General features: G+C 71.5%; 21 protein-coding genes and 1 pseudogene. 10 read left to right on the top strand and 12 right to left on the bottom strand.

The window, feature by feature from the left end; translation table 11 throughout:
* Nucleotides 1-11 precede the first annotated feature (11 nt).
* The 3 genes from AB0I51_RS18270 to AB0I51_RS18260 are packed head-to-tail and all read right to left on the bottom strand — an operon-like array spanning nt 12 to nt 3,612.
* On the bottom strand, nt 12-2,573 hold the full coding sequence (locus AB0I51_RS18270) for an FtsX-like permease family protein (protein WP_362976206.1): 2,562 nt from the start codon (nt 2,571-2,573) through the stop codon (nt 12-14).
* Nucleotides 2,570-3,319: an ABC transporter ATP-binding protein gene (locus AB0I51_RS18265; protein WP_362976204.1), complete on the bottom strand. Its 750-nt coding sequence runs from the start codon at nt 3,317-3,319 to the stop codon at nt 2,570-2,572. Before AB0I51_RS18265 ends, AB0I51_RS18270 begins: the two co-directional genes overlap by 4 nt.
* Nucleotides 3,316-3,612 carry an SHOCT domain-containing protein gene (locus AB0I51_RS18260; RefSeq protein ID WP_362976202.1) on the bottom strand — a complete coding sequence of 99 codons (297 nt, stop codon included), beginning with the start codon at nt 3,610-3,612 and terminating at the stop codon, nt 3,316-3,318. Before AB0I51_RS18260 ends, AB0I51_RS18265 begins: the two co-directional genes overlap by 4 nt.
* A 190-nt stretch (nt 3,613-3,802) precedes the next feature.
* Here AB0I51_RS18260 and AB0I51_RS18255 point away from each other — a divergent pair, with 190 nt between their 5' ends.
* From AB0I51_RS18255 to AB0I51_RS18235, 5 genes and pseudogenes are all read left to right on the top strand, one after another.
* Entirely contained in the window at nt 3,803-4,396 is a 594-nt protein-coding gene (locus tag AB0I51_RS18255) for a TetR/AcrR family transcriptional regulator (protein ID WP_362976200.1), read from the top strand.
* Between the two features lie 12 nt (nt 4,397-4,408).
* A complete protein-coding gene (locus AB0I51_RS18250; RefSeq protein WP_362976198.1) occupies nt 4,409-4,804 on the top strand; it encodes a cupin domain-containing protein in 396 nt (131 codons plus the stop codon).
* Between the two features lie 11 nt (nt 4,805-4,815).
* Entirely contained in the window at nt 4,816-5,409 is a 594-nt protein-coding gene (locus tag AB0I51_RS18245) for a DUF4865 family protein (RefSeq protein ID WP_362976196.1), read from the top strand.
* Nucleotides 5,403-6,323, top strand: a complete 921-nt coding sequence (locus AB0I51_RS18240; RefSeq protein ID WP_362976194.1) for a phosphotriesterase — start codon at nt 5,403-5,405, stop codon at nt 6,321-6,323. The genes AB0I51_RS18245 and AB0I51_RS18240 overlap by 7 nt, the downstream gene beginning before the upstream one ends.
* A gap of 32 nt (nt 6,324-6,355) precedes the next feature.
* Nucleotides 6,356-6,724, top strand: a pseudogene (locus AB0I51_RS18235) (TIGR03943 family protein); the annotation flags it as partial.
* A gap of 8 nt (nt 6,725-6,732) precedes the next feature.
* Here the strand turns inward: AB0I51_RS18235 and AB0I51_RS18230 are convergent.
* Entirely contained in the window at nt 6,733-8,202 is a 1,470-nt protein-coding gene (locus AB0I51_RS18230) for a ketol-acid reductoisomerase (protein ID WP_362976192.1), read from the bottom strand.
* A gap of 88 nt (nt 8,203-8,290) precedes the next feature.
* On the opposite strand from AB0I51_RS18230, the gene ilvY reads away from it, so the two are divergent.
* Entirely contained in the window at nt 8,291-9,193 is a 903-nt protein-coding gene (gene ilvY, locus AB0I51_RS18225; protein WP_362976190.1) for an HTH-type transcriptional activator IlvY, read from the top strand.
* Here the strand turns inward: ilvY and AB0I51_RS18220 are convergent.
* From AB0I51_RS18220 to AB0I51_RS18205, 4 genes are all read right to left on the bottom strand, one after another.
* Nucleotides 9,190-10,371: an SPFH domain-containing protein gene (locus tag AB0I51_RS18220; RefSeq protein WP_362976188.1), complete on the bottom strand. Its 1,182-nt coding sequence runs from the start codon at nt 10,369-10,371 to the stop codon at nt 9,190-9,192. The genes ilvY and AB0I51_RS18220 overlap by 4 nt on opposite strands.
* 9 nt (nt 10,372-10,380) lie before the next feature.
* On the bottom strand, nt 10,381-10,632 hold the full coding sequence (locus AB0I51_RS18215) for a hypothetical protein (protein WP_362976186.1): 252 nt from the start codon (nt 10,630-10,632) through the stop codon (nt 10,381-10,383).
* A gap of 106 nt (nt 10,633-10,738) precedes the next feature.
* Nucleotides 10,739-11,953, bottom strand: a complete 1,215-nt coding sequence (locus AB0I51_RS18210) for an ROK family protein (RefSeq protein WP_362976184.1) — start codon at nt 11,951-11,953, stop codon at nt 10,739-10,741.
* 71 nt (nt 11,954-12,024) lie between these two features.
* Nucleotides 12,025-12,666 (bottom strand): alpha-ketoglutarate-dependent dioxygenase AlkB, encoded by a 642-nt coding sequence (locus AB0I51_RS18205; RefSeq protein ID WP_362976182.1) that lies wholly within the window; start codon nt 12,664-12,666, stop codon nt 12,025-12,027.
* 78 nt (nt 12,667-12,744) lie between these two features.
* Between AB0I51_RS18205 and AB0I51_RS18200 the strand changes: the two genes are divergently transcribed.
* Nucleotides 12,745-13,878, top strand: a complete 1,134-nt coding sequence (locus AB0I51_RS18200) for a methyltransferase (protein ID WP_362976180.1) — start codon at nt 12,745-12,747, stop codon at nt 13,876-13,878.
* Here AB0I51_RS18200 and AB0I51_RS18195 read toward each other — a convergent pair.
* Together AB0I51_RS18195 and AB0I51_RS18190 are read right to left on the bottom strand one after the other, a co-directional pair.
* A complete protein-coding gene (locus AB0I51_RS18195; protein WP_362976178.1) occupies nt 13,868-14,737 on the bottom strand; it encodes a class II fructose-bisphosphate aldolase in 870 nt (289 codons plus the stop codon). The genes AB0I51_RS18200 and AB0I51_RS18195 overlap by 11 nt on opposite strands.
* An 18-nt stretch (nt 14,738-14,755) precedes the next feature.
* The gene (locus AB0I51_RS18190) at nt 14,756-15,637 is read right to left on the bottom strand and encodes an SIS domain-containing protein (protein WP_362976176.1); all 882 of its coding nucleotides are present in this window, start codon (nt 15,635-15,637) and stop codon (nt 14,756-14,758) included.
* A gap of 123 nt (nt 15,638-15,760) precedes the next feature.
* Between AB0I51_RS18190 and AB0I51_RS18185 the strand changes: the two genes are divergently transcribed.
* Nucleotides 15,761-16,558, top strand: a complete 798-nt coding sequence (locus tag AB0I51_RS18185) for a DeoR/GlpR family DNA-binding transcription regulator (protein ID WP_362976174.1) — start codon at nt 15,761-15,763, stop codon at nt 16,556-16,558.
* 74 nt (nt 16,559-16,632) lie between these two features.
* Here AB0I51_RS18185 and AB0I51_RS18180 read toward each other — a convergent pair whose 3' ends face one another.
* Complete coding sequence (locus tag AB0I51_RS18180) at nt 16,633-17,076, bottom strand: phospholipase (RefSeq protein WP_362976172.1); 444 nt, start codon at nt 17,074-17,076, stop codon at nt 16,633-16,635.
* A gap of 234 nt (nt 17,077-17,310) precedes the next feature.
* Between AB0I51_RS18180 and AB0I51_RS18175 the strand changes: the two genes are divergently transcribed.
* Nucleotides 17,311-18,282 (top strand): ATP-binding cassette domain-containing protein, encoded by a 972-nt coding sequence (locus tag AB0I51_RS18175; protein ID WP_362976170.1) that lies wholly within the window; start codon nt 17,311-17,313, stop codon nt 18,280-18,282.
* Complete coding sequence (locus AB0I51_RS18170) at nt 18,279-19,070, top strand: ABC transporter permease (RefSeq protein WP_019069567.1); 792 nt, start codon at nt 18,279-18,281, stop codon at nt 19,068-19,070. Before AB0I51_RS18175 ends, AB0I51_RS18170 begins: the two co-directional genes overlap by 4 nt.
* Here the strand turns inward: AB0I51_RS18170 and AB0I51_RS18165 are convergent.
* Complete coding sequence (locus tag AB0I51_RS18165; RefSeq protein ID WP_362976168.1) at nt 19,051-22,170, bottom strand: BTAD domain-containing putative transcriptional regulator; 3,120 nt, start codon at nt 22,168-22,170, stop codon at nt 19,051-19,053. The two genes, AB0I51_RS18170 and AB0I51_RS18165, sit on opposite strands and share 20 nt — an antisense overlap.
* Between the last annotated feature and the right edge of the window lie 23 nt (nt 22,171-22,193).

The raw sequence follows: 22,193 nt of genomic DNA, 5'->3' as shown, positions 1-22,193 counted from the left end.
CCTTGCCCGGGCTACTCCGTGGCGATGGCGCGCAGTAGGTCGAGATGTGCGGCTCGGCGGGCTGGGCGGAGGCCTGCGAGTGCGCCTGCTGTCACGCCTGCCAGTGCCACCAGGAGGAGTTGCAGGGGTGGGATGGAGAAGGCGAAGGTGCTGTCGCTTGCGCCGTCCGAGGCCTTCACCAGGACCCAGCCCAGGAAGGCGCCGAGGGTGAGGCCGCCCAGTGTGCCGAAGGCGGCTACCAGGACCGACTCCCAGCGGATCATGGCCCTCAGCTGGGGGCGGGTCTGGCCCACGGCCCTCAACAGGCCCAGTTCTCGGGTGCGTTCGTGGATCGCCAGGGTCAGTGTGTTGGCGATGCCGAGCAGGGCGATCAGGACGGCAAGGGCGAGTAGTGCGTAGACGAGGGTGAGCATCATGTCGATGCCGCCTGCCGAGGACTGGGCGTATTCGTGGCGGGTCTGGACCTGTGGGTTGCCGTAGCGCGCTGCGATCTTCTCGACCGCGGTCTTGCCCGTCGCCGTGCTCACGCCGTTCTTGAAGGACACGGCGACCAATGTGTCGGAGTCCTGGGTGCGGTGTGGGGCCCAGGCTGCTCGGGTGATGACGTAGTCGCCGGCGAGTTCGGACCGGCCGTAGACCGCGCGGACCGTGAAGGTCTGCTTCTTGCCGTCGGTGAAGGTGAGTTGGGCCCTGCTGCCGGTGGTGAGGTGTCGGCGGTCCGCTTCTGCGCGTGTGACGGCAATGCCGTCGGTGCCCAGGGTGCTCAGGGAGCCCTGGAGCCTGCCCAGGTCGAAGGTGCGGGCCAGGGCGTTGGGGTCCGTCACCGTCAATGCCCTTCCCCTGCCGTTGACTTCGGCCACTCCTCGGCCCAGTCCGACCGCTGTGTCCACTTCGGGCAACCTGCCGACAGCTCCTGCCAGTCGAGGGCTCAGTCCGCTGCCGCCCGCGCCGAAGGAGGGGGTGCTGACCGCTACGTCCCCGGCGAAGGAGTGCGACACGGTCTGGTTCATCGTGGCCTTCAGCGAGGCGCCGAAGACTGTGAAGAGCGATACGACGGCTACGCCGATCATCAGCGCGCTCGCGGTGGCGGCCGTGCGGCGGGGGTTGCGCAGGGCGTTGCGCCTGGCCAGGCCGCCGGTGATGCCGCGCAGTCGGTCCAGGGGGCTGCCCAGCGCGCGTACTGCCGTGGAGGAGGCGACCGGGCCCAGGACCACGAAGGCGACCAGGACCAGCAGCGCTCCAAGTCCCGCCAGCAGCAGGGACGGTGAGACCAGTACGCCGGTGAGTGTCACGGCGAGTGCCAGGGTGGCCAGGATTGTTCCGGTGAGTGCTCGGGACTGGGATGCGCCTGACTCGTCCACGGCCGTTTCGCGGAGTGCGGCCAGGGGGGCGGTGCGGCCCGCGCGGATGGCCGGCATGAGGGCGGAGGCCAGGCAGACGATCGCGCCCACCAGAAGGGGCAGGGCGAGTGAGAGCGTGTGGATCACCAGGTCGCCGTCCGGGAAAGGGAATCCGATTGCCGGGAACAGTGCCTGGAGTCCGGCCGCTATGCCGATGCCGCCCGCGAGGCCCGCTGCCGACGCGGTCACGCCTACGACGCTCGCCTCGGTGACCGTGGCCGCGGTGACCTGGCGGCGGGAGGCGCCGAGGGCCCGCAACAGGGCGTTCTCGCGGGTGCGTTGGGCGATGACGATGGCGAAGGTGTTGTGGATGGAGAAGGTCGCGACCAGCAGGGCGATGCCGGAGAAGACCAGGAGGAGCGTGGTGAAGACCGTCAGGAATTGGGAGGAGATCATGTCCGTGTTCTCCTGCGCCGACTCCTGGCCCGTGATGGCTTCAACTCCCCTGGGGAGTACAGGAGTCAAGCGGTCGACCAGTTGTCGCTGACTCAGGCCGGGGCCTGCGCGCACACTGATGCTCGATGCCTCGCCGGGCCTGGCGGTGAGGTACTTCTCGGCGTCGGCCTGGGTCATGCCGGTGAAGGTCACCTGGGCCATGCCGTCCTCGCCGCCGAAGGTCGCGAGGCCGACGATCGTCACCTTGACGGGGTCCGGAGTGCGCAGCGTCGTCGTGTCGCCGATCTTCAGGTGGCCCTTGTCGGCGGCACCCCGGTTGACGACGACCTCGCCGGAGGCGGTGGGAGTGCGGCCCTCGGCCAGACGGTACGGGTTGAGTTTCGGGTCGGTGATCCAGTTGCCGGCGAGGGTGGGCGGACCCTTGCCGCCGATCGCCTCGCCGTTGGCGCCGACGAGTTGGCCCGCGCCCTGGATGCTGGGGGCGGCGGCCGCGACGCCGGGTACCTGGGCGATGGTCTTTGCCAGGGATGTGCTCACCGGTTGCCGTACGCCCTGGCTCTCGCCGGGGGTCGTGATGGCGTCGGCGCTGCGGACCACGGCGTCCGTGCCGCTGGTGGCGTCGCCGAACATGGTGTCGAAGCCGGCGCGCAGGGTGTCGCCCATGACGAGGGTCCCGGCGAGGAAGGCGACCCCCAGGAACACGGCGAGGAACGTACCGGCGAAGCGCCTTTTGCGGGCCCGCAGGGAGGACATGCTCAGGCGTACGGACGCGTTCACGACCTCACCTCGAGGGCCTTGAGCCGGTCCAGCACCCTGTCGGCCGTGGGGGAATCCATACGGTCCACCAGTCGTCCGTCGGCGAGGAAGACGACCTCGTCGGCGTGGGCGGCGGCGACCGGGTCGTGGGTGACCATGACGACCGTGCGGTCCGTCTGACGTACGGCACGGCGGAGCAGGCCGAGGACCTCGCCGCCGGAGCGGGAGTCGAGGTTGCCGGTCGGCTCGTCGGCGAAGACGACCTCGGGGCGGCCGGCGAACGCCCTTGCCACGGCGACGCGTTGCTGCTGGCCGCCGGAGAGTTCGGACGGGCGGTGGTGGAGGCGGTCGCGCAGGCCGACGACGTCGACGAGTTCGTCGATCCAGTCGTGGTCGCCGCTGGTTCCGGAGAGGTCCAGGGGGAGGGTGATGTTCTCGGCGACGGTCAGGGTCGGGATCAGGTTGAAGGCCTGGAAGACGAAGCCGACGCGGTCGCGGCGGAGGAGGGTGAGGCGACGGTCGTCGAGCGCGCCGAGTTGCGTGTCGCCGATGCAGGCGGCGCCGGAGGTGAGCGTGTCGAGTCCGGCGGCGCAGTGCATCAGGGTGGATTTGCCGGAGCCGGAGGGGCCCATGATCGCGGTGAAGCGGCAGGCCGGGAAGTCGACGCTCACCCCGTCCAGGGCCCGAACGGCGGTGTCGCCGACGCCGTACACCTTCACGGCGTCGACGACCCGCGCGGCCGTGCGGGTGGTGGTCGCGGTGGTCATGCCGGGCCGCCGCCCTTGCCGACGCGGCCGAACTGCTCGTCCAGGACGGACAGCCGGCGCCAGTACTCGTCCTCGTCGATCTCGCCGGAGGCGAAGCGGCGGCCGAGGACGGCGAGCGGGGAGTCGCCGGTGGGGCGGGGGTCGGACATCGCGCGCCACGGGCCGACGCGACCGCGCCAGGCGGTGCGGCGGAGCAGGGTCACCACGCCGACCACCACGGCCGCCCAGATCAGCGGGAAGAACAGGATCCACGGGCCGGGGCCGCCGCCGCTCCAGTTCGCCAGAGTCTGCATGTCGATTCATCTCCTCGGAGTTGAGCCCCCGGTGGGGCTTCCGGTGATGTATCGAGACTGGCTCCGGAGAGGGGGTCGGGTCGTCGTACGGCCAGCGGCAGTGTGTGTACCTCCCGGGGAGTACGCGGGTTCGTTCCGGCTGCTCCTTAAGTTCTCGACTTTTGTAACTACTAGTATGTACAGTCCTTGTATGAGCACCCCGGAGCGGTTGATCGAGTCCACCCGCGAGTTGCTGTGGGAGCGCGGCTATGTGGGGACCAGCCCCAAGGCGATCCTGGAGCGCGCGGGCGCGGGGCAGGGCAGCATGTACCACCACTTCAAGGGCAAGCCGGATCTGGCGCTGGCCGCGATCCGTCGGACGGCCGAGGAGTTGCGGGCTGCCGCGGCGGGAGTACTCGACGGGCCGGGCACACCGTACGAGCGGATCGAGGCGTATCTGCGGCGTGAGCGCGATGTGCTGCGCGGGTGCCCGGTCGGGCGGCTGACCATGGACCCGGACGTGATCTCCAGCCCCGAGTTGCGCGAGCCGGTGGACGAGACCCTGGACTGGATCCGTGAGCGGCTCGCCGGAATCGTCGAAGAGGGCAAGGAGCAGGGGCAGTTCGGGGCGGAGCTGGACGGTGAGGAGATCGCGGCGACGATCCTCGCGACCGTGCAGGGCGGGTATGTCCTGGCCCGCGCGTCCGGTTCACCGGGCGCGTTCGACGCGGGTGTCCGGGGGCTGCTCTCCCTGCTCTCTCCCATGTCTCCTATGTCTCCCATGTCTCTCATGTCCCTCCGATAGGAGTCCAGGTACGTGCAGATCACCAGGAAGCGCCCCGACACGCGGCAGGGTCCGGCGGAGAACTTCACCGGCACGGTGTGGCTCGACGAGCTCGCCGCGCCCGGACCACCGTCCCGGATACGGATGTTCAGCGTGCACTTCACGCCCGGCGCGCACACCGCGTGGCACACCCATCCGCACGGCCAGGTGCTGTACGTGACGGAGGGCGAGGGGCTCGTGCAGCGCGAGGGTGGTGCCGTGGAGACGATCCGCGCGGGCGACACCGTGTGGATCGAACCGGGCGAGTGGCACTGGCACGGCGCCGGTCCGCGCACGTTCATGACGCATCTCGCGGTCGTCGAGGCCGCCGAGGACGGCACCACCGCCGACTGGCACGGGCACGTCGACCCGGCGGACTACCCCTCCTGAGGAGGCACTTGATGCACGCCATGCAGTACGAACTCACCCTGCCCGCCGACTACGACATGGGCATCGTCCGGGGCCGTGTCGCGCGGGTCGGGCATCTGCTCGACGACTGGGACGGCCTCGGTTTCAAGACGTATCTGTTGCGTGAGCGCGGGGTGCACGGCTCGCCGGTCAACCAGTACTCGCCGTTCTATCTGTGGAACACGGTGGAGGGCATGAACCGCTTCCTCTGGGGAGGCGCCTTCCAGCGGCTCGCCGACGACTTCGGGCGGCCGGAGGTGCTGGGGTGGACGGGCCTCGCCTACGAGGAGGGCGGCGCCGCCGGCTCGCCCGCCGCCGTCGCCGTGCGCAGCCGGCGGCGGATACCGGAGGGGGTGGAACTGGCCGCGGTCATGGCGGACGCGGTCGGTGAGACCCGGCGGCTGGCCGGGGAGGACGGCGCGGTGCTCGCCGCGGCGGCCGTCGACCCGCGCGGCTGGGAACTGGTGTACTTCTCGCTCTGGGAACTCTGGGAGCAGGACAGGCCGAAGGCCGAGGGGGACGTGTTCCAGGTGCTGCATCTTTCGGCGCCGGGGCGGGGCGCGTTGCCGCGCGGACGGCAGTGGTGAGTGGCGTCGGCGTCGTCCGTACGGTCCTGGGGGATGTCGAACCCGGGGAGCTCGGGGTGTGCGACGCGCACGACCATCTCTTTCTGCGCAGCCCTCAACTCCCCGGCCAGGAACTGGGCGATGCCTCGGCCGCACGCGCCGAGTTGACCGCGTTCCGTTCCCTCGGCGGCGACAGTGTCGTGCAGTGGACGCCGTACGGCATGGGGCGGCGGGTGGCCGATCTGCCCGTGCTGTCGCGGGCCACAGGTGTGCACGTGGTCTGTGCGACCGGGCTGCACCAAGCCGCCCAGTACAGTCCGGAGTTGCTGGAGGGCCTGCGCGGTCGGCTGGCCGAGGTGTTCGTCACCGAGCTGTCGGAGGGCGTCGGGCCGTCCGGTGTCCGTGCCGGGCTCGTCAAGGTCGCGGGCGGCTTCCACGGCCTCGACGCGCACGCCCGGTGGACGATGACCGCGGCGGCCGAGGCGCACCGGGCAACGGGTGCGCCCATCGCCGTCCACCTGGAGATGGGCACGGGCGCACTCGACGTACTGGACCTGCTGTGCGGGGAGTTGGGCGTCGAGCCGCATCGGGTGATCCTCGGTCATCTCAACCGCTCCCCCGACCCCGTGGTCCAGCGGCAGGCCGCCGGCGCGGGCGCCTACCTCACGTTCGACGGCCCGTCCCGGGCCCACCACGCCACGGACTGGCGCATGCCGGACGGAGTGCGGGCGCTGGCCGAGGCCGGTTTCGGCGACCGGCTGCTGCTCGGCGGGGACACGGTGGTCGCGGGCGCCCGCTCGGTGGACGGGGGCCCGGGGATGCCGTATCTGCTGCGGCGGGTCGCGCCACGACTCGCGGTGGAACTGGGCGAGGAGCTGGTGGGGCGCGTCCTCAGGGAGAACCCCGCGCGGGCATTCGCTGTCGACTGGCATTGAGAGCACCCAAGGCCGTCCCCCGGCAGGACTCCTTCGATCCGCTGCCGATGCCGCTCACCGACTTCACCACCCGCGTCCAGCAGGACCGCAAGGGAACCATCAAGGGCCGCACCGTCCAGATGACCGGTTTCGTCACGCCCGGCCGAGGAGGCAGCTCCTGGGACCTGACCCGCATCATGATCTCGTGCTGCGCGGCGGACGCCCAGTCCATCGAGGTGCGGGTCTACGGCATTCCGGCCCTGGCGGCCAACACCTGGGTGACGATCACGGGGACCTGGCACGCGGGCGGAACCCTGGGCACGAGTTCCGCCCCGGCCGCGCTCGACGGCGTCACCGTCGAGAAGGTCGCCAAGCCGGTGAACGCCTACCAGGACGCCCTGCCGTTCCCGACCTCGCGCTGACCCCGCCGCTAGGCCACGGAGATGTCCACGGACGGCCGCAGTTTCGCCGCCGCGGCCAGTGCCTCGTGCATGGGGTGGGTGTCGAAGGCCGTCAACAGGGCTTCGTTCGGGGGGAGTTCGGACGCCGGGTAGGCGATCTGCTCGTAGGCGGCCTGGAAGCGCGGGCCCCAGCGCCGGGTGCCAAGGCGGGCCGTGCGGGAGCAGTTGTCGACCATGTACGCCACATCGCGGGCGTGCATGTAGGGCAGCAGGGAGTCGACCGCCTCGACGACCGACTCGTTGACGATCTCGGACCAGGGGTGGCCGCGCTCGGCGAACTCGTCGACCTGAGCGGTCATCGTCGCCACGAACACCCCGGCGGTGAACGGCTCGACAGGCAGGGCGCGTTCGGCCCTGCGGGCACGGACCTCCGCTCCGGCGGCCCACATGGGTGAGCCGCCGATGCCGCTCATCTCCCGTGCGCCGAGCCGCCGGTCGGCGAGGACGACGCTGCGCAGTTCGGTGCCGTCGGCGACCTCGTCGTAGATCTCGGCGACGATCTCGCGGGCGGGGCCGTAGGTCGCCGAGTACGCGCGGTCGAAGACCTCGCGTCCGGCCGGGTCCAACTCCTCGCGGACGGCGCGGAGTCCGGCGTGCGAGATCGTGCGCGCGATCGGTCCGGTGACGTTCTCGCAGGAGCGCTCGTACGCGGTCACCGGGTCGTCGCCGGACAGGCGGTAGCGCGTGTAGAGGCTCTCGACGATGCCGTGGACGGCACCGAGCAGGATCGCACGCTCGCCGACGATGTCGGAGCGGTACTCGCTCTCCAGGGTGGTGCGGAACGTGTACGGCGAGCCGAGCGCGACCGACCAGCCGAGCGCTCGGTCGGTGGCCCTGCCGTCGGGGTCGGCATGGACGGCGTAACTGCTGTTGATTCCGGCGCCGTTGATCTCTGTGCCTTGTTCGTAGAGGCGGCGCACGGAGTCGCCCATGCCCTTGGGGCAGACCGCGATGACGCCGTGTCCGGGCGGGAACTCGCCGCCGGTGGCCCGGAGATGGCCGAGGAGGAAGCCGTGCGAGAGGCCGATGGTGGCACCGGGCCTGAGGGCCGCGAAGATCTCCTCGTGGTGGGCGGCGAGGGCGGCGTCCGCGATGAGGAGGATGACGAGGTCGCTGTCGGCGGTGACGGCGAGCCAGTCGCCGAGCGTGCCGTCCTCCTCGGTGAAACCGTGGGCGCGGGCGTCGGCGGCGGACGCCGAGCCGGGGCGCAGGCCGACGCTCACCCGGATGTCCGTACCGGCGAGGGAGTCGCGCAGGTTGCGGGCCTGGGCGCGGCCCTGTGGGCCCCAGCCGATGACGCCGATGCGGCGGACACCGGCGAAGGCCTGCGGGAGCAGCGGGAAGAGGTGCCGGCCGCCGCGCAGGATGGTCTCCGTGCCGCCGGGCACGTCCATCGTTTCGAGGGTGAAGACGGCGGAGGTGTGCGTGGTCGAGGTCATGGTCGAGTTGTAGGCTCCGGGCGAGTGTTGCGGCAAGCGCAATCCGTGCATCGGACTGTTGCGAGAAGTGAAAGGGGCAGTTCACGGGATGCGGGACAACCGGCGGGAGCTGCAACTTTTCCTGCATCTGGCGCAGACGCTGAACTTCGGGCGGACGAGTCTCGACTGTCATGTGAGTCCGGCGACTCTGACGCGGACCGTTCAGCGGCTGGAGGCCGACCTCGGGCACCGGTTGTTCGACCGTGGGGCGCGTGGGGTGTCGTTGACGGCGGAGGGGCACCGGTTCCGTGAATACGCCGTCCAGGCACTGGAGTTGTGGCGTGCCTACCGGGAGGAGCATCCCGACCCGGCCGAACTCACCGGCCGTCTCGCCCTGTTCGCCACGGTGACCGCCTGCCAGGCCCTGCTGCCCGACCTGTTGGCGCCGTTCCGGGCCGCGCATCCGCAGGTGCGGCTCGATCTGCGCACCGGTGACGCGGCGGCGGCGCTGGCCCGGCTCGACGAGGGCGAGGTGGACGTGGCGCTCGCCGGCATCCCGGTGCGGCTGCCGGAGCCGCTGGTGAGCCGGACGGTCGCGGTGACCGAGCTGGTGCTCGTCACCGCCCGCGACCGTCCCGATCCGAAGCTCGACGGCCCGTTCGTCCTGCCGCACCGGGGTCTGGTCCGGGAGGCGGCCGACCGCTGGTTCCGGGCCCGGGGCACGACACCGGACGTGGTCTGCGAACCGGACGGCCACGAGGGGCTGTTGACGCTCGTCGCGCTGGGCTTCGGGACCGGGGTGGTGCCCCGGCTGGTGCTGGAGTGCAGTGCCGTAAGGGAGCGGCTGGCGGTGGTCGCGGCGGATCCCGCGCCGGAGCCGCTCCCGATCGGGCTGTGTGTACGGCGGGCGGACCTGCGCCGCCCGCTGGTGGCGACGCTGTGGAGCCTCACGGCTCCCTGCCAGGACCGGCCCGCCCGAGCCGCCGGCAGGGCATGTCCGAACAGGTCCTAGTCGAGGTCCACCGGACCGTCGTCCTTCTTGTCGTCCTTCTTGGCCGGGAGTTGGAGCAGGTTCTTGACGTCGTCGCCGGAGCGGCGGCCGTCGTTGTCCGCGTTGCCCAGGTTGCCCCGGACCGAGTCGAGGATCGTGAGGCCCTGCGAGACCAGGCCGGCCGCGATCTCGCCGAGGCCGTCGGCGCCGTTGAGGACGTTGACGTTGGCGCCGGCGAGGCCGCCTGCCGCTTCCTTCACGATCTGCGGGAGCTGGTCGATCAGCATGCGGTCGAGCGCGACCCGGTCGTAGGAGGCCGCCGCCTCGGCCTGGATCTTCATGCGCTCGGCCTCGGCGATGGCGAGCAGCTTGATCCGCTGGGCCTCGGCCTCGGCCGGCTTGACGATCTCGGCGACGAGCTGCTGCTGGCGCAACTCGGCCTGGCGCTGGGCCAGTTCGGTCTGCGCGGCCAGCACTTCCTGCTGGGCGTGGGCCTGCGCCAGCGGTCCGGCCTGCGCGGCCTGCGCCTGGGCGCGGTCCACCTCGGCCGAGTACTCCGCCTTGACGACGGCGGTCTGCCGGGCGTACTCGGCCTGGTTGCGCGCCGCGACCTGTTCCGCCTCGACCGATGCCTGGGTGGCCTGCGCCTGGGCGATCTGGGCCTGGCGCTGGATGGCCGCCTTGTGCGGGGCGGACATGGCCTCGATGTAACCGGTGTCGCCGTCGTCGATCGACTGGATCTGCAGCGAGTCCACGATCAGGCCGATCTTCGCCATCTCGATCTTCGAGGTGTCCAGGACCTCGGCGGCGAGCTTCTGCCGCTCGGTGACGATCTCCTCGACGGTCATCGAGCCGATGATGGACCGCAGGTGACCGGCGAAGATCCGTCCGGTCAGGACCGACATCTGGTCCTGGTCGGAGAGGAAACGCTGACCCGCGTTGATGATGCTCTCGGTGTCGTTGCCGACCTTGAAGGCGATCACGGCACGGACGTGCAGCGCGATGCCCTGCCGGGTCACGCAGGTCTCGGTGACCTCGGCCTCGCACATCGACAGCGTGAGGAAACGGGTCTTGCGGAAAACCGGGAGCACGAACTTTCCGTGCCCCGTCACCACTCGGAACGGCGCGCCCCCCAGTCCCCGCCTGCCACCCGAGATCAGCATCGCCTCATCGGGAGCGGGAACGCGGTAACCGAACATTGGTACTCCTCACTCTGCGCCGGCGGAGTCCCCGCCCAGCGCGTCCAATGGATCCACCCATTCGATGACGTGGACCTCACGACCCCCACGCGACTCGATCACGAGCACGGTCGCCCCCGTGGGCAGGGGATCGTCAGACCAGGCGAGGAAGGTCTCGGAGCCGCCGCGGACGCTCACCAGGATCTCGCCGGGGCCCGCGTTTCCACGGGTTCCGATGATCACCTGCCCCGTGCATCCGATCACGGGCTCATCCTGCGGCATCACCGGCCGCCTCCATCCTCTGGCCTTAGGTTTCCGACGATAGACCTACTCTGCCCCGGCACCCAACGGACTCGTCGATTCCTTGCGTCACGTGCCGTCCGCGAGATCAGGAAAGGGCCGCCAGCGGATCGTCGAGCACCGGCTGCCACGCCAACTCGGCGGCGCCGACCAGGCTGTTGTGGTCGAGGGTGCAGGCGAGGATCGGCACGCCCCCGCTCTGCCCCCACAGGCTGCGGTCGGCGACGACCGCGCGCAGCCGGTCCGGGTCGGCGTCGAGCAGGGTGCGGTGCAGTCCCCCGAGGATGATCCGGTCGGGGTTGAGGATGTTCACCAGCCCGGCGAGACCCAGCCCCAGCCGGTCGATCAGCGTCTCGGCCGCCCTCCGGACGGACAGGTCGTCGTAGTGGTGGCGGATCAGGTCGTTGGACTGCTGGAGCAGGGACACCTCGGGGCCGGGGTCCCGGCCGGCCGCGGTGAGGAGGGCGAGGGGGTCGGCCTCGACGTCGAGACAGCCTCGGCTGCCGCAGTGGCAGGGGCGGCCCTCGGGGTTGACGGTGAGGTGTCCGACTTCGAGTGCGAGCCCCGAACTCCCCGTGTGCAGACGCCCGTCGAGGACCAGCGCGCCGCCCACACCCCGGTGCCCGGTCGCCACGCACAGCAGGTCGCGGGCGCCCCGGCCCGCACCGTGCCGGTGTTCGGCGAGCGCGGCGAGGTTGACGTCGTTGCCCGCGAACGCCGGTCCGGTGAGGCCGGCCGCGCGCACGCACTCGGCGAAGATCCGCCGTACCGGCGCGCCCGCGGGCCAGGCCAGGTGCAGGGGGTTGAGTGCCAGTCCGTCGGGCTCGGCGACGGCGGAGGGCACGGCGAGTCCGGCACCCACGCAGCGCCGGCCCGTTTCGCGCAGCAGATCCGCGCCGGCCTCGACGACCGAGCCGAGCACCTTCGCCGGGTCTGCGTCGACGGCCTCGCAGCCGGGTGCGGTGGCCACGATCTGGCCGCCGAGACCGACCAGCGCGGCCCGGAAGCCGTCGGCGTGCACCTGGGCGGCGAGCACGACGGGCCCGTCCTCGGCGAGCGCCAGCCGGTGCGAGGGCCGGCCCTGCGAACCGGCCGCCGCGCCGGGCCGGGCGTCGACCCTGATCAGCCCCAGCGCCTCCAGCTCGGCCGCGACAGCGCCGGCCGTCGCCCGGGTCACTCCGAGTTCTGCGGTGAGTACGGCGCGGGTGGGGGCGCGGCCGGTGTGCACGAGCTCCAGCGCGGGGCCGAGGGCTCCGCGTCCTCGGTCCAGCCGCGCTCTTGAGGTTGTCCCTTCGCCGCTCATGAGGGGGAGTCTCCCATGATCCGTAGAGAGCCGTTCGGCGCCGTGTTCACAGTTGCAAATCACACCTCTGCTCAGAAGCCACTGACTCTCAACGTCACGTTCAGTCTCCCCTTGAGCCCCAACTCCCCCGGCCCCGTCGCCTCGTACACCCTCGGCACCCCGTGGTACGCCAGTCTCGACGGCCCGCCGAACACGAACAGGTCCCCACTCCTCAACTCCACGTCCGTGTAAGGGTTCGTACGGGTCTCGGTGTTGCCGAAGCGGAAGACGCAGGTGTCGCCGAGGCTGAGCGACACGACCGGCGCCTGCGACTTCTCGTCGCTGTCGCGGTGCATGCCCATGCGGGCGTCGCCGTCGTAGAAATTGATCAGTGCGATGTCGTACGACGCCGTCGGCACCCCCAGTGTGTCGGCGACCGCCCGTCGGCCCAGTTCGTCCAGCCAGGCGGGGAACGGCTTCACCGGGGTGCCGTCGCCGTCGGTCGCCGTGCGGGAGTAGGCGTACGGGTACCAGTGCCAGCCCAGGCACACCTGCCGGGCGGTCATCGTGCCGCCACCGGGGGTGTGGACCGTGCGCAGTCCTGCGGGCGGCCGGGCCCACTCGCGGCAGGCCGTCAGGAGGTCGCGCTGGCGGTCCGGGGCGAGCCAGTCCGGCACGTGCACCGCGCCCGGCGCGATCTCCGTGCGGGCCCGGGGAAACAGCTCGGCGTCCATGCGCTCCATCCTGCCCCGACCGGCCGTGAGCTGGTACTCGGTTAGCCTTGGCGCACGATGGACGACCATATCGACCGAATGACGACTCCGTGGGGCGACCGCGCCCTGGCCCGCTTCCCCGAGGACCCGCGCGACCGGCTGCGCGGCTGGGACGCCTCCGACGAGTACCTGCTGCGACATCTCGCGGCACAGGACACCCCACTGTCCGGCACGGTCGTGATCGTGGGCGACCGCTGGGGCGCCCTGGCGACGGCGCTCGCGCAGCACGGCCCGGTGCAGATCACGGACTCGTTCCTCACCCAGGAGGCGACCAGGGCGAACCTCGGCCGCAACGAGGTCGCCGCGGATTCCGTACGGCTGCTCACCACCCAGGACCCGCCGCCCGAGCGCGTCGACGTGCTGCTGGTCCGGGTGCCGAAGAGTCTCGCGCTGTTGGAGGACCAGTTGCTGCGGCTGGCGCCCGCGGTGCACGCCGGCACTGTGGTCGTGGGCACCGGCATGGTGAAGGAGATCCACACTTCGACGCTGAAGCTGTTCGAGCGGATCCTCGGCCCGACCCGGACCTCGCTGGCCGAGAAGAAGGCCCGGCTGATCCACTGCTCGCCCCGGTCGTCGGGGGCGCGAGCCACCAACCCGTGGCCGCACAGCTACGCCCTGCCCGACGGCATCGGTACGGTCTCGGGGCGGACCGTGGTCAACCACGCGGGCGTGTTCTGCGCCGAGCGCCTCGACATCGGCACCCGGTTCTTTCTCCAGCACCTGCCTTCAAGTCACGGTCCCCGCCGGGTGGTTGACCTCGGGTGCGGCAACGGTGTCGTCGGTACGGCGGTGTCGCTGGCCGATCCGGAGGCCGAAGTCCTGTTCGCGGACGAGTCGTTCCAGGCGGTGGCGTCCGCGGAGGCCACGTACAAGGCCAACGGGGTGCCGGGGCACGCCGAGTTCAGGGTCGGGGACGGGCTGACCGGGGTCCCGGCCGAGAGTGTGGACCTCGTGCTGAACAATCCGCCGTTCCACTCGCACCAGGCGACGACCGACGCGACGGCGTGGAGGATGTTCTCCGACGCGCGGCGCGCGCTGCGGTCGGGCGGTGAGCTGTGGGTGGTCGGCAACCGGCATCTCGCCTATCACGTGAAGCTGAAGCGATTGTTCGGCAACAGCCAACTCGTCGCCAGTGACCCGAAGTTCGTGGTGCTGAAGGCCGTCAAGCGGTAGCCGGACCCGTTCCGGCGAGTACGCCGATGATCCGGGCCACCGCCCCTTCCATCGCCTCCCGCCCCACGCTCAGGTACTTGCGGGAGTCGACCTCCTCGGGATGCTCCGCGAGGTAGGCGCGGATCGCGCCGGTCATCGCGAGGTTGAGGGCTGTGCCCACGTTGACCTTGGTGATGCCGTCGGCGACGGCCGCGATCAGCTCGTCGTCGGGGACGCCCGAGGAGCCGTGCAGGACGAGGGGGACGTCCAGGGTGGCGGTGAGCCGCTTGAGGAGGTCGTGGTCGAGGGTGGCCGTACGGGTGGTCATGGCGTGGGAGCTGCCGATGGCGACGGCCAGGGCGTCCACGCCGGAGTCGGTGACGAAGGCGCGGGCCCGCGCGGGGTCGGTGCGGGCGCCCGGTGCGTGGGCGTCGAGCGGCGGCTCGCCGTTCTTGCCGCCGACCTCTCCCAGCTCGGCCTCGATCCACAGCCCCTGGGCGTGGGCCCAGTCGGTGGCGGCGCGGGTCGCGGTGAGGTTGTCGGCGTAGGGCAGGCGGGCCGCGTCGTACATCACGGAGCTGAATCCCGCGCCGGGCGCCTGCCGGAGCAGGTCGTCGCTCTGGACGTGGTCGAGGTGCAACGCGACGGGTACGGCGGCCCGTTCGGCGGCGGCTGCGGCCGCGCGGGCGAGCGGGAGGAGGCGGCCGTAGCGGAACTTGACGGCGTTCTCGCTGACCTGGAGGACGACCGGCGCCTCGGCGGACTCGGCGCCTGCGACGACGGCCTCGATGTGTTCCAGCGTGATGATGTTGAAGGCGGCCACGGCGGAGCGGGCCTCGGCGGCGCGGGTGACGAGTTCGCCGGTGGTGACGAGGGGCACGGTCTCTCCTGTTTCCTTTCAGGGGGCGAGGATCACCGAGCGGGTGAGGTGGCGCGGGCGGTCGGGGTCGAGGTCGCGGCGTGCGGCGACGGCGACCGCGAGGCGCTGGGCGCGGACGAGTTCGGCGAGCGGGTCGAGGCCGCCCTCGATCCACAACCCGCCGATGGCACGCACCTGTTGGGCAAGTCCCTCGGGTGCCTCGCCGAGCATCCAGGTGGCGGTGCCGTGGGTGGTGATGCTGATCGGGCCGTGTCGGTACTCCATCGCCGGGTAGGCCTCGGTCCAGGACAGTGAGGCCTCGCGCATTTTCAGGCCCGCCTCGTTGGCGAGCCCGACGGTCCAGCCGCGACCGAGGAAGGTGAACTGAGTGCAGGCGACGAGCTGTTGGGGCAGTTCGGCGGCGAGTGCGGTGCGAGCGTCGGCGACGGCGGTGTCGGTGTGCAGGCCGAGGTGGGCGCGGAGCAGGGTGACCGCGGTGGTCGCGAACCGGGTCTGCACCACGGAGCGTTCGTCGGCGAAGTCGAGCACCACGAGCTCGTCGGCGGCCGTCATGACGGGGGTGTGCGGGTCGGCGGTGATCGCGGTGGTGCGGGTGCGGTCCTTCAACTGCCCGAGGAGCTCCAGCACTTCGGTGGTGGTGCCGGAGCGGGTGAGGGCGAGGACCCGGTCGTACGGGCGGCCGTGCGGGAACTCGGAGGCGGCGAAGGCGTCGGTCTCGCCCTGGCCCGCCCCCTCGCGGAGGGCGGCGACGGCCTGGGCCATGAAGTACGAGGTCCCGCAGCCGACGATCGCGACCCGCTCCCCCGGCGCCGGAAGCACGTCCCGGTACCCCGGCGCCTCCGACGCGGCGCGTATCCAGCACTCGGGCTGGCTCTTCAGCTCGTCCTCGACATAGGTCATGGCGCACCCTTCCCGGATATGCTCGTTCCTGCAAGATATAGCGAGTTTTCGAGCACAATCAAGCAATCGAGGGGAGACGGTGTGCGCTAGGGTCGCCGGAGAATCGAGGAACGGAGAGTTCGGATGTCGCGCGACGCCCGCTGGAAGGCGCTGCTGGAGCTGCTCGTGGAGCGCGGGCGGCTCGACGTCGAGGAGGCGGCTGCCGACCTCGCGGTGTCCGCCGCCACGATCCGCCGTGACTTCGACCAGCTCGCCGAGCAGCAGATGCTGGTGCGCACCCGGGGCGGCGCCGTGGTGCACGGGGTGTCGTACGAACTGCCGTTGCGCTACAAGACCGCCCGGCACGCCTCCGAGAAGCAGCGCATCGCCAAGGCGGTCGCGGAACTCGTCGCGCCGGGCGAGGCGGTGGGCCTGACCGGTGGCACGACGACCACGGAGGTGGCCCGCGCCCTGGCCGTGCGCGGCGACCTCGGCTCCGGAGGCACCGGAGCCTCCGGCTCACCGGCGCTGACCGTCGTGACGAACGCGCTCAACATCGCCAACGAGCTCGCCGTACGGCCCCAGTTCAAGATCGTGCTGACCGGCGGGGTCGCGCGCCCGCAGTCGTACGAGCTCGTCGGGCCGCTCGCGGACGGGGTGCTCTCGCAGATCACCGTCGATGTGGCGGTGCTCGGCGTGGTCGCCTTCGACGTGACGCACGGCGCGGCCGCCCATGACGAGGCGGAGGCCGCGGTCAACCGGCTGCTGTGCGAGCGCGCCGAGCGGGTCGTCGTCGCGGCCGACTCCAGCAAGCTCGGGCAGCGGGCCTTCGCCCGGATCTGTTCGGCCGAGTCGGTGGACACGCTGGTGACGGACACGGCGGTGGAGCGTGACATGGCAAGGCGGTTCGAGGAGGCGGGGGTTCGGGTCGTCGCGGTGTGAACCCGACTCGCCGGAGCCGGAGTTGCGGGACGCCGGAGTCGACGTCCCGCACCGGTCCGCCGGTTGACGGTCCGTCAGCCGAAGACCTTGACGGCCTGGTAGTACGTCCACGCCGTGCTGTTGCAGGCGGTCGCGCCGTAGGCGGCGCAGACGCGCTTGAGGTCCTCGTAGAAGGCACTGTCGAGGCGCGACTTGTTGGCATCGAAGCTGCCTGCGGCCTTGTAGTTGCGGTAGCCGAAGTCGTGGCGGGCGCAGGACGTCGCGAAGGGGAAGCCGAAGGGGTTGTCGGGCGAGTCGGAGCAGTAGTCGGTGGACCAGTCGAACTCGTAGGCGGACCAGGCGGTTTGGTTGGCGCGGGCAGCGGCCCAGAGGTTGTAGCCCGATGCGCCGGCCTGGGTCCAGCCGGAGAGGACCTGGGGCTTGTCGGCGGGTACGGCGGTGGCGGCTGTCGCAGTGGCTGCGACGGCGACCAGGGCCAGGGACGAGGCGGCGAGACCGGTGGCGAGTCTGCGGTGCATCCAACACCTCCATGAGACCGCGATCCGCCCGTCGGATCGCAGGTTCATGACAAGATGATTTCCGGCCCGACCCCGCCTTCACACCGCATGTGCCCCACTGACCCGTCAACTCTCGGATGTGCCAGGAGATCGGGACCCACGGGAGACATCGGCGACGGGCGTCGGCGACCGGCTCCGGGGCACTGAAACCGTCGTGAAACCGCGCTGAATGCGGCCTCCCGCACGCTCTGCGGCATGACGACAACGACCTCGCACTCACCCGGCATCGCGGCCAAGGGGCTGCGCAAGGCCTACGGGGACAAGACGGTCCTCGACGGCATCGACCTTTCGGTACCGGCCGGCACGGTGTTCGCCCTGCTCGGCCCGAACGGCGCCGGCAAGACCACCGCGGTCAAGATCCTCTCCACGCTCATCGCCGCCGACGCCGGCGAACTGCGCGTCGGCGGCCACGACCTGGCCGTGGAACCGCAGGCCGTACGGGCCGCGATCGGCGTCACCGGGCAGTTCTCCGCCGTCGACGGACTGATCACCGGCGAGGAGAACATGCTCCTCATGGCCGATCTGCACCACCTGCCGAGGAAGGAGGGACGCCGGGTGGCCGCCGAACTCCTCGCCCGCTTCGACCTCACCGCGGCGGCGAAGAAGCCCGCCTCCACCTACTCCGGCGGCATGAAGCGCCGCCTCGACATCGCCATGACACTGGTCGGCAGCCCACGGATCATCTTCCTCGACGAGCCGACCACCGGCCTCGACCCGCGCTCCCGCCACACCATGTGGGGCATCATCCGTGAGCTGGTCGCCGACGGGGTCACCGTCTTCCTCACCACCCAGTACCTGGACGAGGCCGACGAACTCGCCGACCGCATCGCGGTGTTGAACGACGGCAGGATCGCCGCCGAGGGCAGCGCCGAGGAACTCAAGCGGCTCGTCCCCGGCGGACACGTCCGGCTCCGCTTCACCGACCCGGCCGCCTACCAGTCCGCGGCCGCCGCCCTGCGCGAGGTCACCCGCGACGACGAGGCACTGTCACTTCAGATCCCCAGCGACGGCAGCCAGCGCGAACTGCGGGCCGTTCTCGACTGGTTGGACGCCGCCGGCATCGAGGCCGACGAGCTGACCGTGCACACCCCCGACCTCGACGACGTGTTCTTCGCCCTCACCGGCGACAGCAAGATCCCCCACCAGGCCAAGGAGAACGTCCGATGAGCACCCTCGCCCTCGCCGTCCGCGACTCGTCCACGATGCTGCGCCGCAACCTGCTGCACGTCCGGCGCTACCCGTCGATGACCCTGAACCTGCTGCTCACTCCGATCATGCTGCTGCTGCTCTTCGTCTACGTCTTCGGCAACGTGATGAGCGCGGGCATCGGCGGCGGCGGCGCCGACCGGTCCGACTACATCGCCTATCTCGTCCCGGGCCTCCTGGTGATGACCATCGGCAGCACCGTGATCGGCGCCGCCGTCTCCGTCTCCATGGACATGAACGAGGGGCTCATGGCCCGCTTCCGCACGATGGCGGTCTACCGCGGCTCCGTACTCATCGGACACGTCGTCGGCAGTGTGCTGCAGGTGCTCGCCAGTCTGGTCCTCGTCGGTGCCGTCGCCGTGGCGATCGGTTTCCGGTCCACGGACGCCACCGTCCTGGAATGGCTCGCGGCCTTCGGACTGCTCGCGCTGTTCGCCCTGGCGCTCACCTGGATCGCGGTCGGAATGGGCATGGCCAGCCCCAACCCCGAGGCGGCCAGCAACATGGCGACACCGCTGATCCTCCTCCCGCTCATCTCCAGCGCCTTCACTCCGGCCGACACGATGCCGGGCTGGTTCCAGCCGATCGCCGAGTACCAGCCCTTCACCCCGGCCATCGAGACCCTGCGCGGCCTGCTGCTGGGCACCGGGATCGGCAACAACGGGTGGATCGCGCTCGCCTGGTGCGTCGGGCTCACCGTGCTCGGCTACCGCTGGTCGACGGCACAGTTCAACCGCGACCCGAAGTAACCGCCATGGCAGCGCGGGCCGCCTCCCGCAGCTCGTCCCGCTCCAGGGCGGCGTACTCCGACACCGCGTCGGTGTACGCCGCCCTGTCGGCGTCCTGGGCCGCCCGCCGGGCACGGTCCGCCGACATGGTGGGCTGGAAGTCGCGCAGCACCCGCAGCCGTTCGGCGAGCGCGATCAGTCGTACGGCGAAGGGGTCGCCGGAGACGATTCCGGCCATGCCGAGCGCGTGCAACCCCGTCCCGAACACGGGGAGTTCCATGGGCGAGCGGGCCGGTCCCGCGAGCAGGTCGCGCAGCCGGCGCCGCAGCCGGTCGGCCACGTCCGTGACGAGCCCCAGCCGGTCGGCGTGTGCGTGTGCCGTCACCGCCGCCGACTGGACCTGCAGCAGCCACCGGTCGTAGAAGGGGTCGTCGTTCTGCGCCGAGCCGGCCTCGGGGATCGCCTCCACGTTGCGGCGCCACAGGCCGAGCCCGACCTCCGTCAGCCCACGGGCGAGCGCGATCTCGGCACGGCCGCCGAAATCGGGGCTGTAGACGTCGTCCTTGTGCGCGGGGTTGCGCTCCTCCGCCTGCCGCAGCCAGTACTCGGCCTCGTCGGGTTCGCCGCGCTGCAGACAGGCGAGGACGAGGCCCCAGCGGACGCCGATGGAGTCGTGCTCGTCACCGAGGCGCGGCAACGCCGCGAGCGCCGCCCTGAGACTTTCGTACGCGGCCTCGCCCTGCTCCGTCTGCAGGCACAGCTCGCTCAGCCGGGCGTGCCCGAGGACCTGGAGGAAGGGGTGGTCGACCGGTGCAAGTGCCGTGATGCTGCGCCGGGCGGAGGCGAGCGAGCGGTCGATGTCGTGCTCGTACTCCCACACATAGGTGGCGACGCACTCGGCGATGCCAGCGAGCAACGGCCGCTCGCTGGCGCAGAGTTCGCGCAGTACGCCGTAGTCCGGGGGCAGCATCTCGGGGACCGCGCCCAGCACGGCCGAGATGGCGCGCAGCAGGGTGTCCGGCGGGGCCGGGGGCAGTCGCCGGAGGGTGACGAGCTGGCGTACGACCTGCGGGCCGTAGCCCATGAACAGGCTCGCCGTGCACAACACCGCGGCGGCGCGGGCGACTTCGACGTATTCGGGCTCTGGGTGGTAGTGCGACAGCGGTGGGCCGGTGTCCGCGGCGAGCGCGGTGAGTCGGGGGTAGCTGGAACCGGTCGACCACAGGGCGGCGAGGACCGCGGTGAGGGCGGCGATGGTGGGACAGTCCGTCCGGGCCAGCGCGTACCGCAGGGCCAGCACGAGGTTGTCCTGCTCACCTCTGATCCGCTCCCAGGCGGCGCGCGGCTCCGAGCCGAAGAACCAGTCGTGGTACGCGACCCCGAAGTCCCGTGCCCAGAGCAGGAATTGGTCTACGGCCGCCTCGTCCTCGCCCGCCTCGGTGCGGCGGGCCGCGCTGAACTCCCGTACGGTCTCCAGCATGCGGAACCGTACGCCTGCCGGGGTGTCGGCGACGGTGAGCAGGGACTGGTCGGCCAGTTGCTCCAGGAGGAACAGCGGGTCCTCGCCGAGGACTTGCTCCGCCGCCTCGGCGAGGAAGCCGCCGGGAAAGACGGAGAGGGTGCGCAGCGCCGCCCGGGCGTCCTCCGCGAGGAGGTTCCAGCTCCACTCCACGACCGCGTGCAGCGTGCGGTGCCGCTCGGGTGCGTCCCGTGCGCCGCCGCGCAGCAGGGCGAACCGGTCGCCGAGGCGCCGGGCGATGTCCGGCACCGACAGGACCCGCACCCGTGCCGCGGCCAGTTCCACGGCGAGCGGCAGCCCGTCGAGGTGGCGGCACAGCTCGGTCACCGCGTCCGACGGCAGCTCCACACCGGGCCGGGCGGCGCGCGCCCGCTGGGTGAACAGTTCGACGGAGGTGGCGAGGCCCAGCTCCGGGAGCGCGTACACCGCCTCGGAGGTCAGGCCCAGCGGGGCGCGGCTGGTGGCGAGCACCCGTAGGTCCTGCGAGGACGAGACGAGGGCCTGGACGAGGTCGGAGGCGCCCCGGACGATCTGCTCGCAGTTGTCGAGGACGAGCAGCGCGGGCCCGGTGCCGAGAACGCCGAGGATCGCGTTCACCGGGTCGCCGGAGGGCCCGCTCATGCCGCCCGCTCCGAGCGCCGAGGCCACCTCGGCGGCCACGTCCGCGTCGGCCGTGACACCGGCGAGCGGCACGAAGTAGACCACGCGCTGTTCGGCCCGGCGGCTCACGGCGTGCGCGAGCCGGGTCTTGCCGAGGCCGCCGGGCCCGACGACGGTGACGGCGCGGGAGGTGTGCAGCGAGCGCTCGACGGCCGCGATGTCCTCGTCCCGGCCGAGGAGGGGGTTGGGTTCGTGCGGCACGCCGTGTCGGACCACGGGTGCCTCGCCGAGCAGCAGTTCCTTGTGCACGGCCTTGAGTCCGGCGCCCGGGTCCGTGCCGAGGTCGTCTCGCAGTTCCCTGCGGTACGCCTCGTAGCGCATCAGGGCGGCGGACGGGCCCGCCGACGCGGCCTCGCCGCGCAGCAGTTCGGCGAGCACCTCCTCGTCGCGCGGATGTTCCGCGGCGGCCGCGGCGAGGGGGCCGGCCGCCTCCGCGTGGCGCCCCAGGCGGGCGAGCGCGAGGGCCCTCGCACGGACGAGCGCGGCGTGGACGGGGGCGCGCTCGGCGCGCAGTACGGCCACCGGGTCGGCGCTGTCGGGGTCCCCGTCAGGAGTGCCCTCCCACAGGGCGAGCCCGGCCTCGGCCGCGGCCAGCGCTCCCGCGTGGTCACCGGCCCGGGACCGGTCCGCGCTGAGCGTGGCGTGCAGCAGCAGGGCGGAACTGTCGACCTGGTCCTCGGTGAGGGTGAGGCGGTAGCCGGTCGGGGTGCTGGCGATGACGTCCGCGCCCAGCTGGGAGCGGGCCCGGGACACCAGGACCTGGACCGCCTTGCCCGGCCGTTCCGGCAACTCGTCCGGCCACAGCCCCGCCACCAGCCGCTCGGTGCTGCAGCCCGTGCGCAGGTCGCCGGCGAGCAGCGCGAGGAGACCGCGGAGCCGGGGCGCGGTGACTTCCTGTCCGCGGTGGGCGACGCGGGGCAGCAGGGTCAGATCGGTGGTCACCCGTGCAGGTTAACCAAGATCGG

This window comes from Streptomyces sp. NPDC050549, from assembly GCF_040655035.1.
GTDB lineage: Bacteria > Actinomycetota > Actinomycetes > Streptomycetales > Streptomycetaceae > Streptomyces.
This window is presented reverse-complemented; position numbering and strand designations above follow the sequence as displayed.

Coding starts and splice junctions, on each gene's coding strand:
- AB0I51_RS18185 (WP_362976174.1), top strand. CDS start 15,761: ATGTCGCGCGACGCCCGCTGGAAGGCGCTGCTGGAGCTGCTCGTGGAG.
- AB0I51_RS18210 (WP_362976184.1), bottom strand. CDS start 11,953: ATGAGCGGCGAAGGGACAACCTCAAGAGCGCGGCTGGACCGAGGACGC.
- AB0I51_RS18215 (WP_362976186.1), bottom strand. CDS start 10,632: ATGCCGCAGGATGAGCCCGTGATCGGATGCACGGGGCAGGTGATCATC.
- AB0I51_RS18175 (WP_362976170.1), top strand. CDS start 17,311: ATGACGACAACGACCTCGCACTCACCCGGCATCGCGGCCAAGGGGCTG.
- AB0I51_RS18260 (WP_362976202.1), bottom strand. CDS start 3,612: ATGCAGACTCTGGCGAACTGGAGCGGCGGCGGCCCCGGCCCGTGGATC.
- AB0I51_RS18255 (WP_362976200.1), top strand. CDS start 3,803: ATGAGCACCCCGGAGCGGTTGATCGAGTCCACCCGCGAGTTGCTGTGG.
- AB0I51_RS18265 (WP_362976204.1), bottom strand. CDS start 3,319: ATGACCACCGCGACCACCACCCGCACGGCCGCGCGGGTCGTCGACGCC.
- ilvY (WP_362976190.1), top strand. CDS start 8,291: ATGCGGGACAACCGGCGGGAGCTGCAACTTTTCCTGCATCTGGCGCAG.
- AB0I51_RS18190 (WP_362976176.1), bottom strand. CDS start 15,637: ATGACCTATGTCGAGGACGAGCTGAAGAGCCAGCCCGAGTGCTGGATA.
- AB0I51_RS18205 (WP_362976182.1), bottom strand. CDS start 12,666: ATGGACGCCGAGCTGTTTCCCCGGGCCCGCACGGAGATCGCGCCGGGC.
- AB0I51_RS18220 (WP_362976188.1), bottom strand. CDS start 10,371: ATGTTCGGTTACCGCGTTCCCGCTCCCGATGAGGCGATGCTGATCTCG.
- AB0I51_RS18180 (WP_362976172.1), bottom strand. CDS start 17,076: ATGCACCGCAGACTCGCCACCGGTCTCGCCGCCTCGTCCCTGGCCCTG.
- AB0I51_RS18230 (WP_362976192.1), bottom strand. CDS start 8,202: ATGACCTCGACCACGCACACCTCCGCCGTCTTCACCCTCGAAACGATG.
- AB0I51_RS18245 (WP_362976196.1), top strand. CDS start 4,816: ATGCACGCCATGCAGTACGAACTCACCCTGCCCGCCGACTACGACATG.
- AB0I51_RS18170 (WP_019069567.1), top strand. CDS start 18,279: ATGAGCACCCTCGCCCTCGCCGTCCGCGACTCGTCCACGATGCTGCGC.
- AB0I51_RS18200 (WP_362976180.1), top strand. CDS start 12,745: ATGACGACTCCGTGGGGCGACCGCGCCCTGGCCCGCTTCCCCGAGGAC.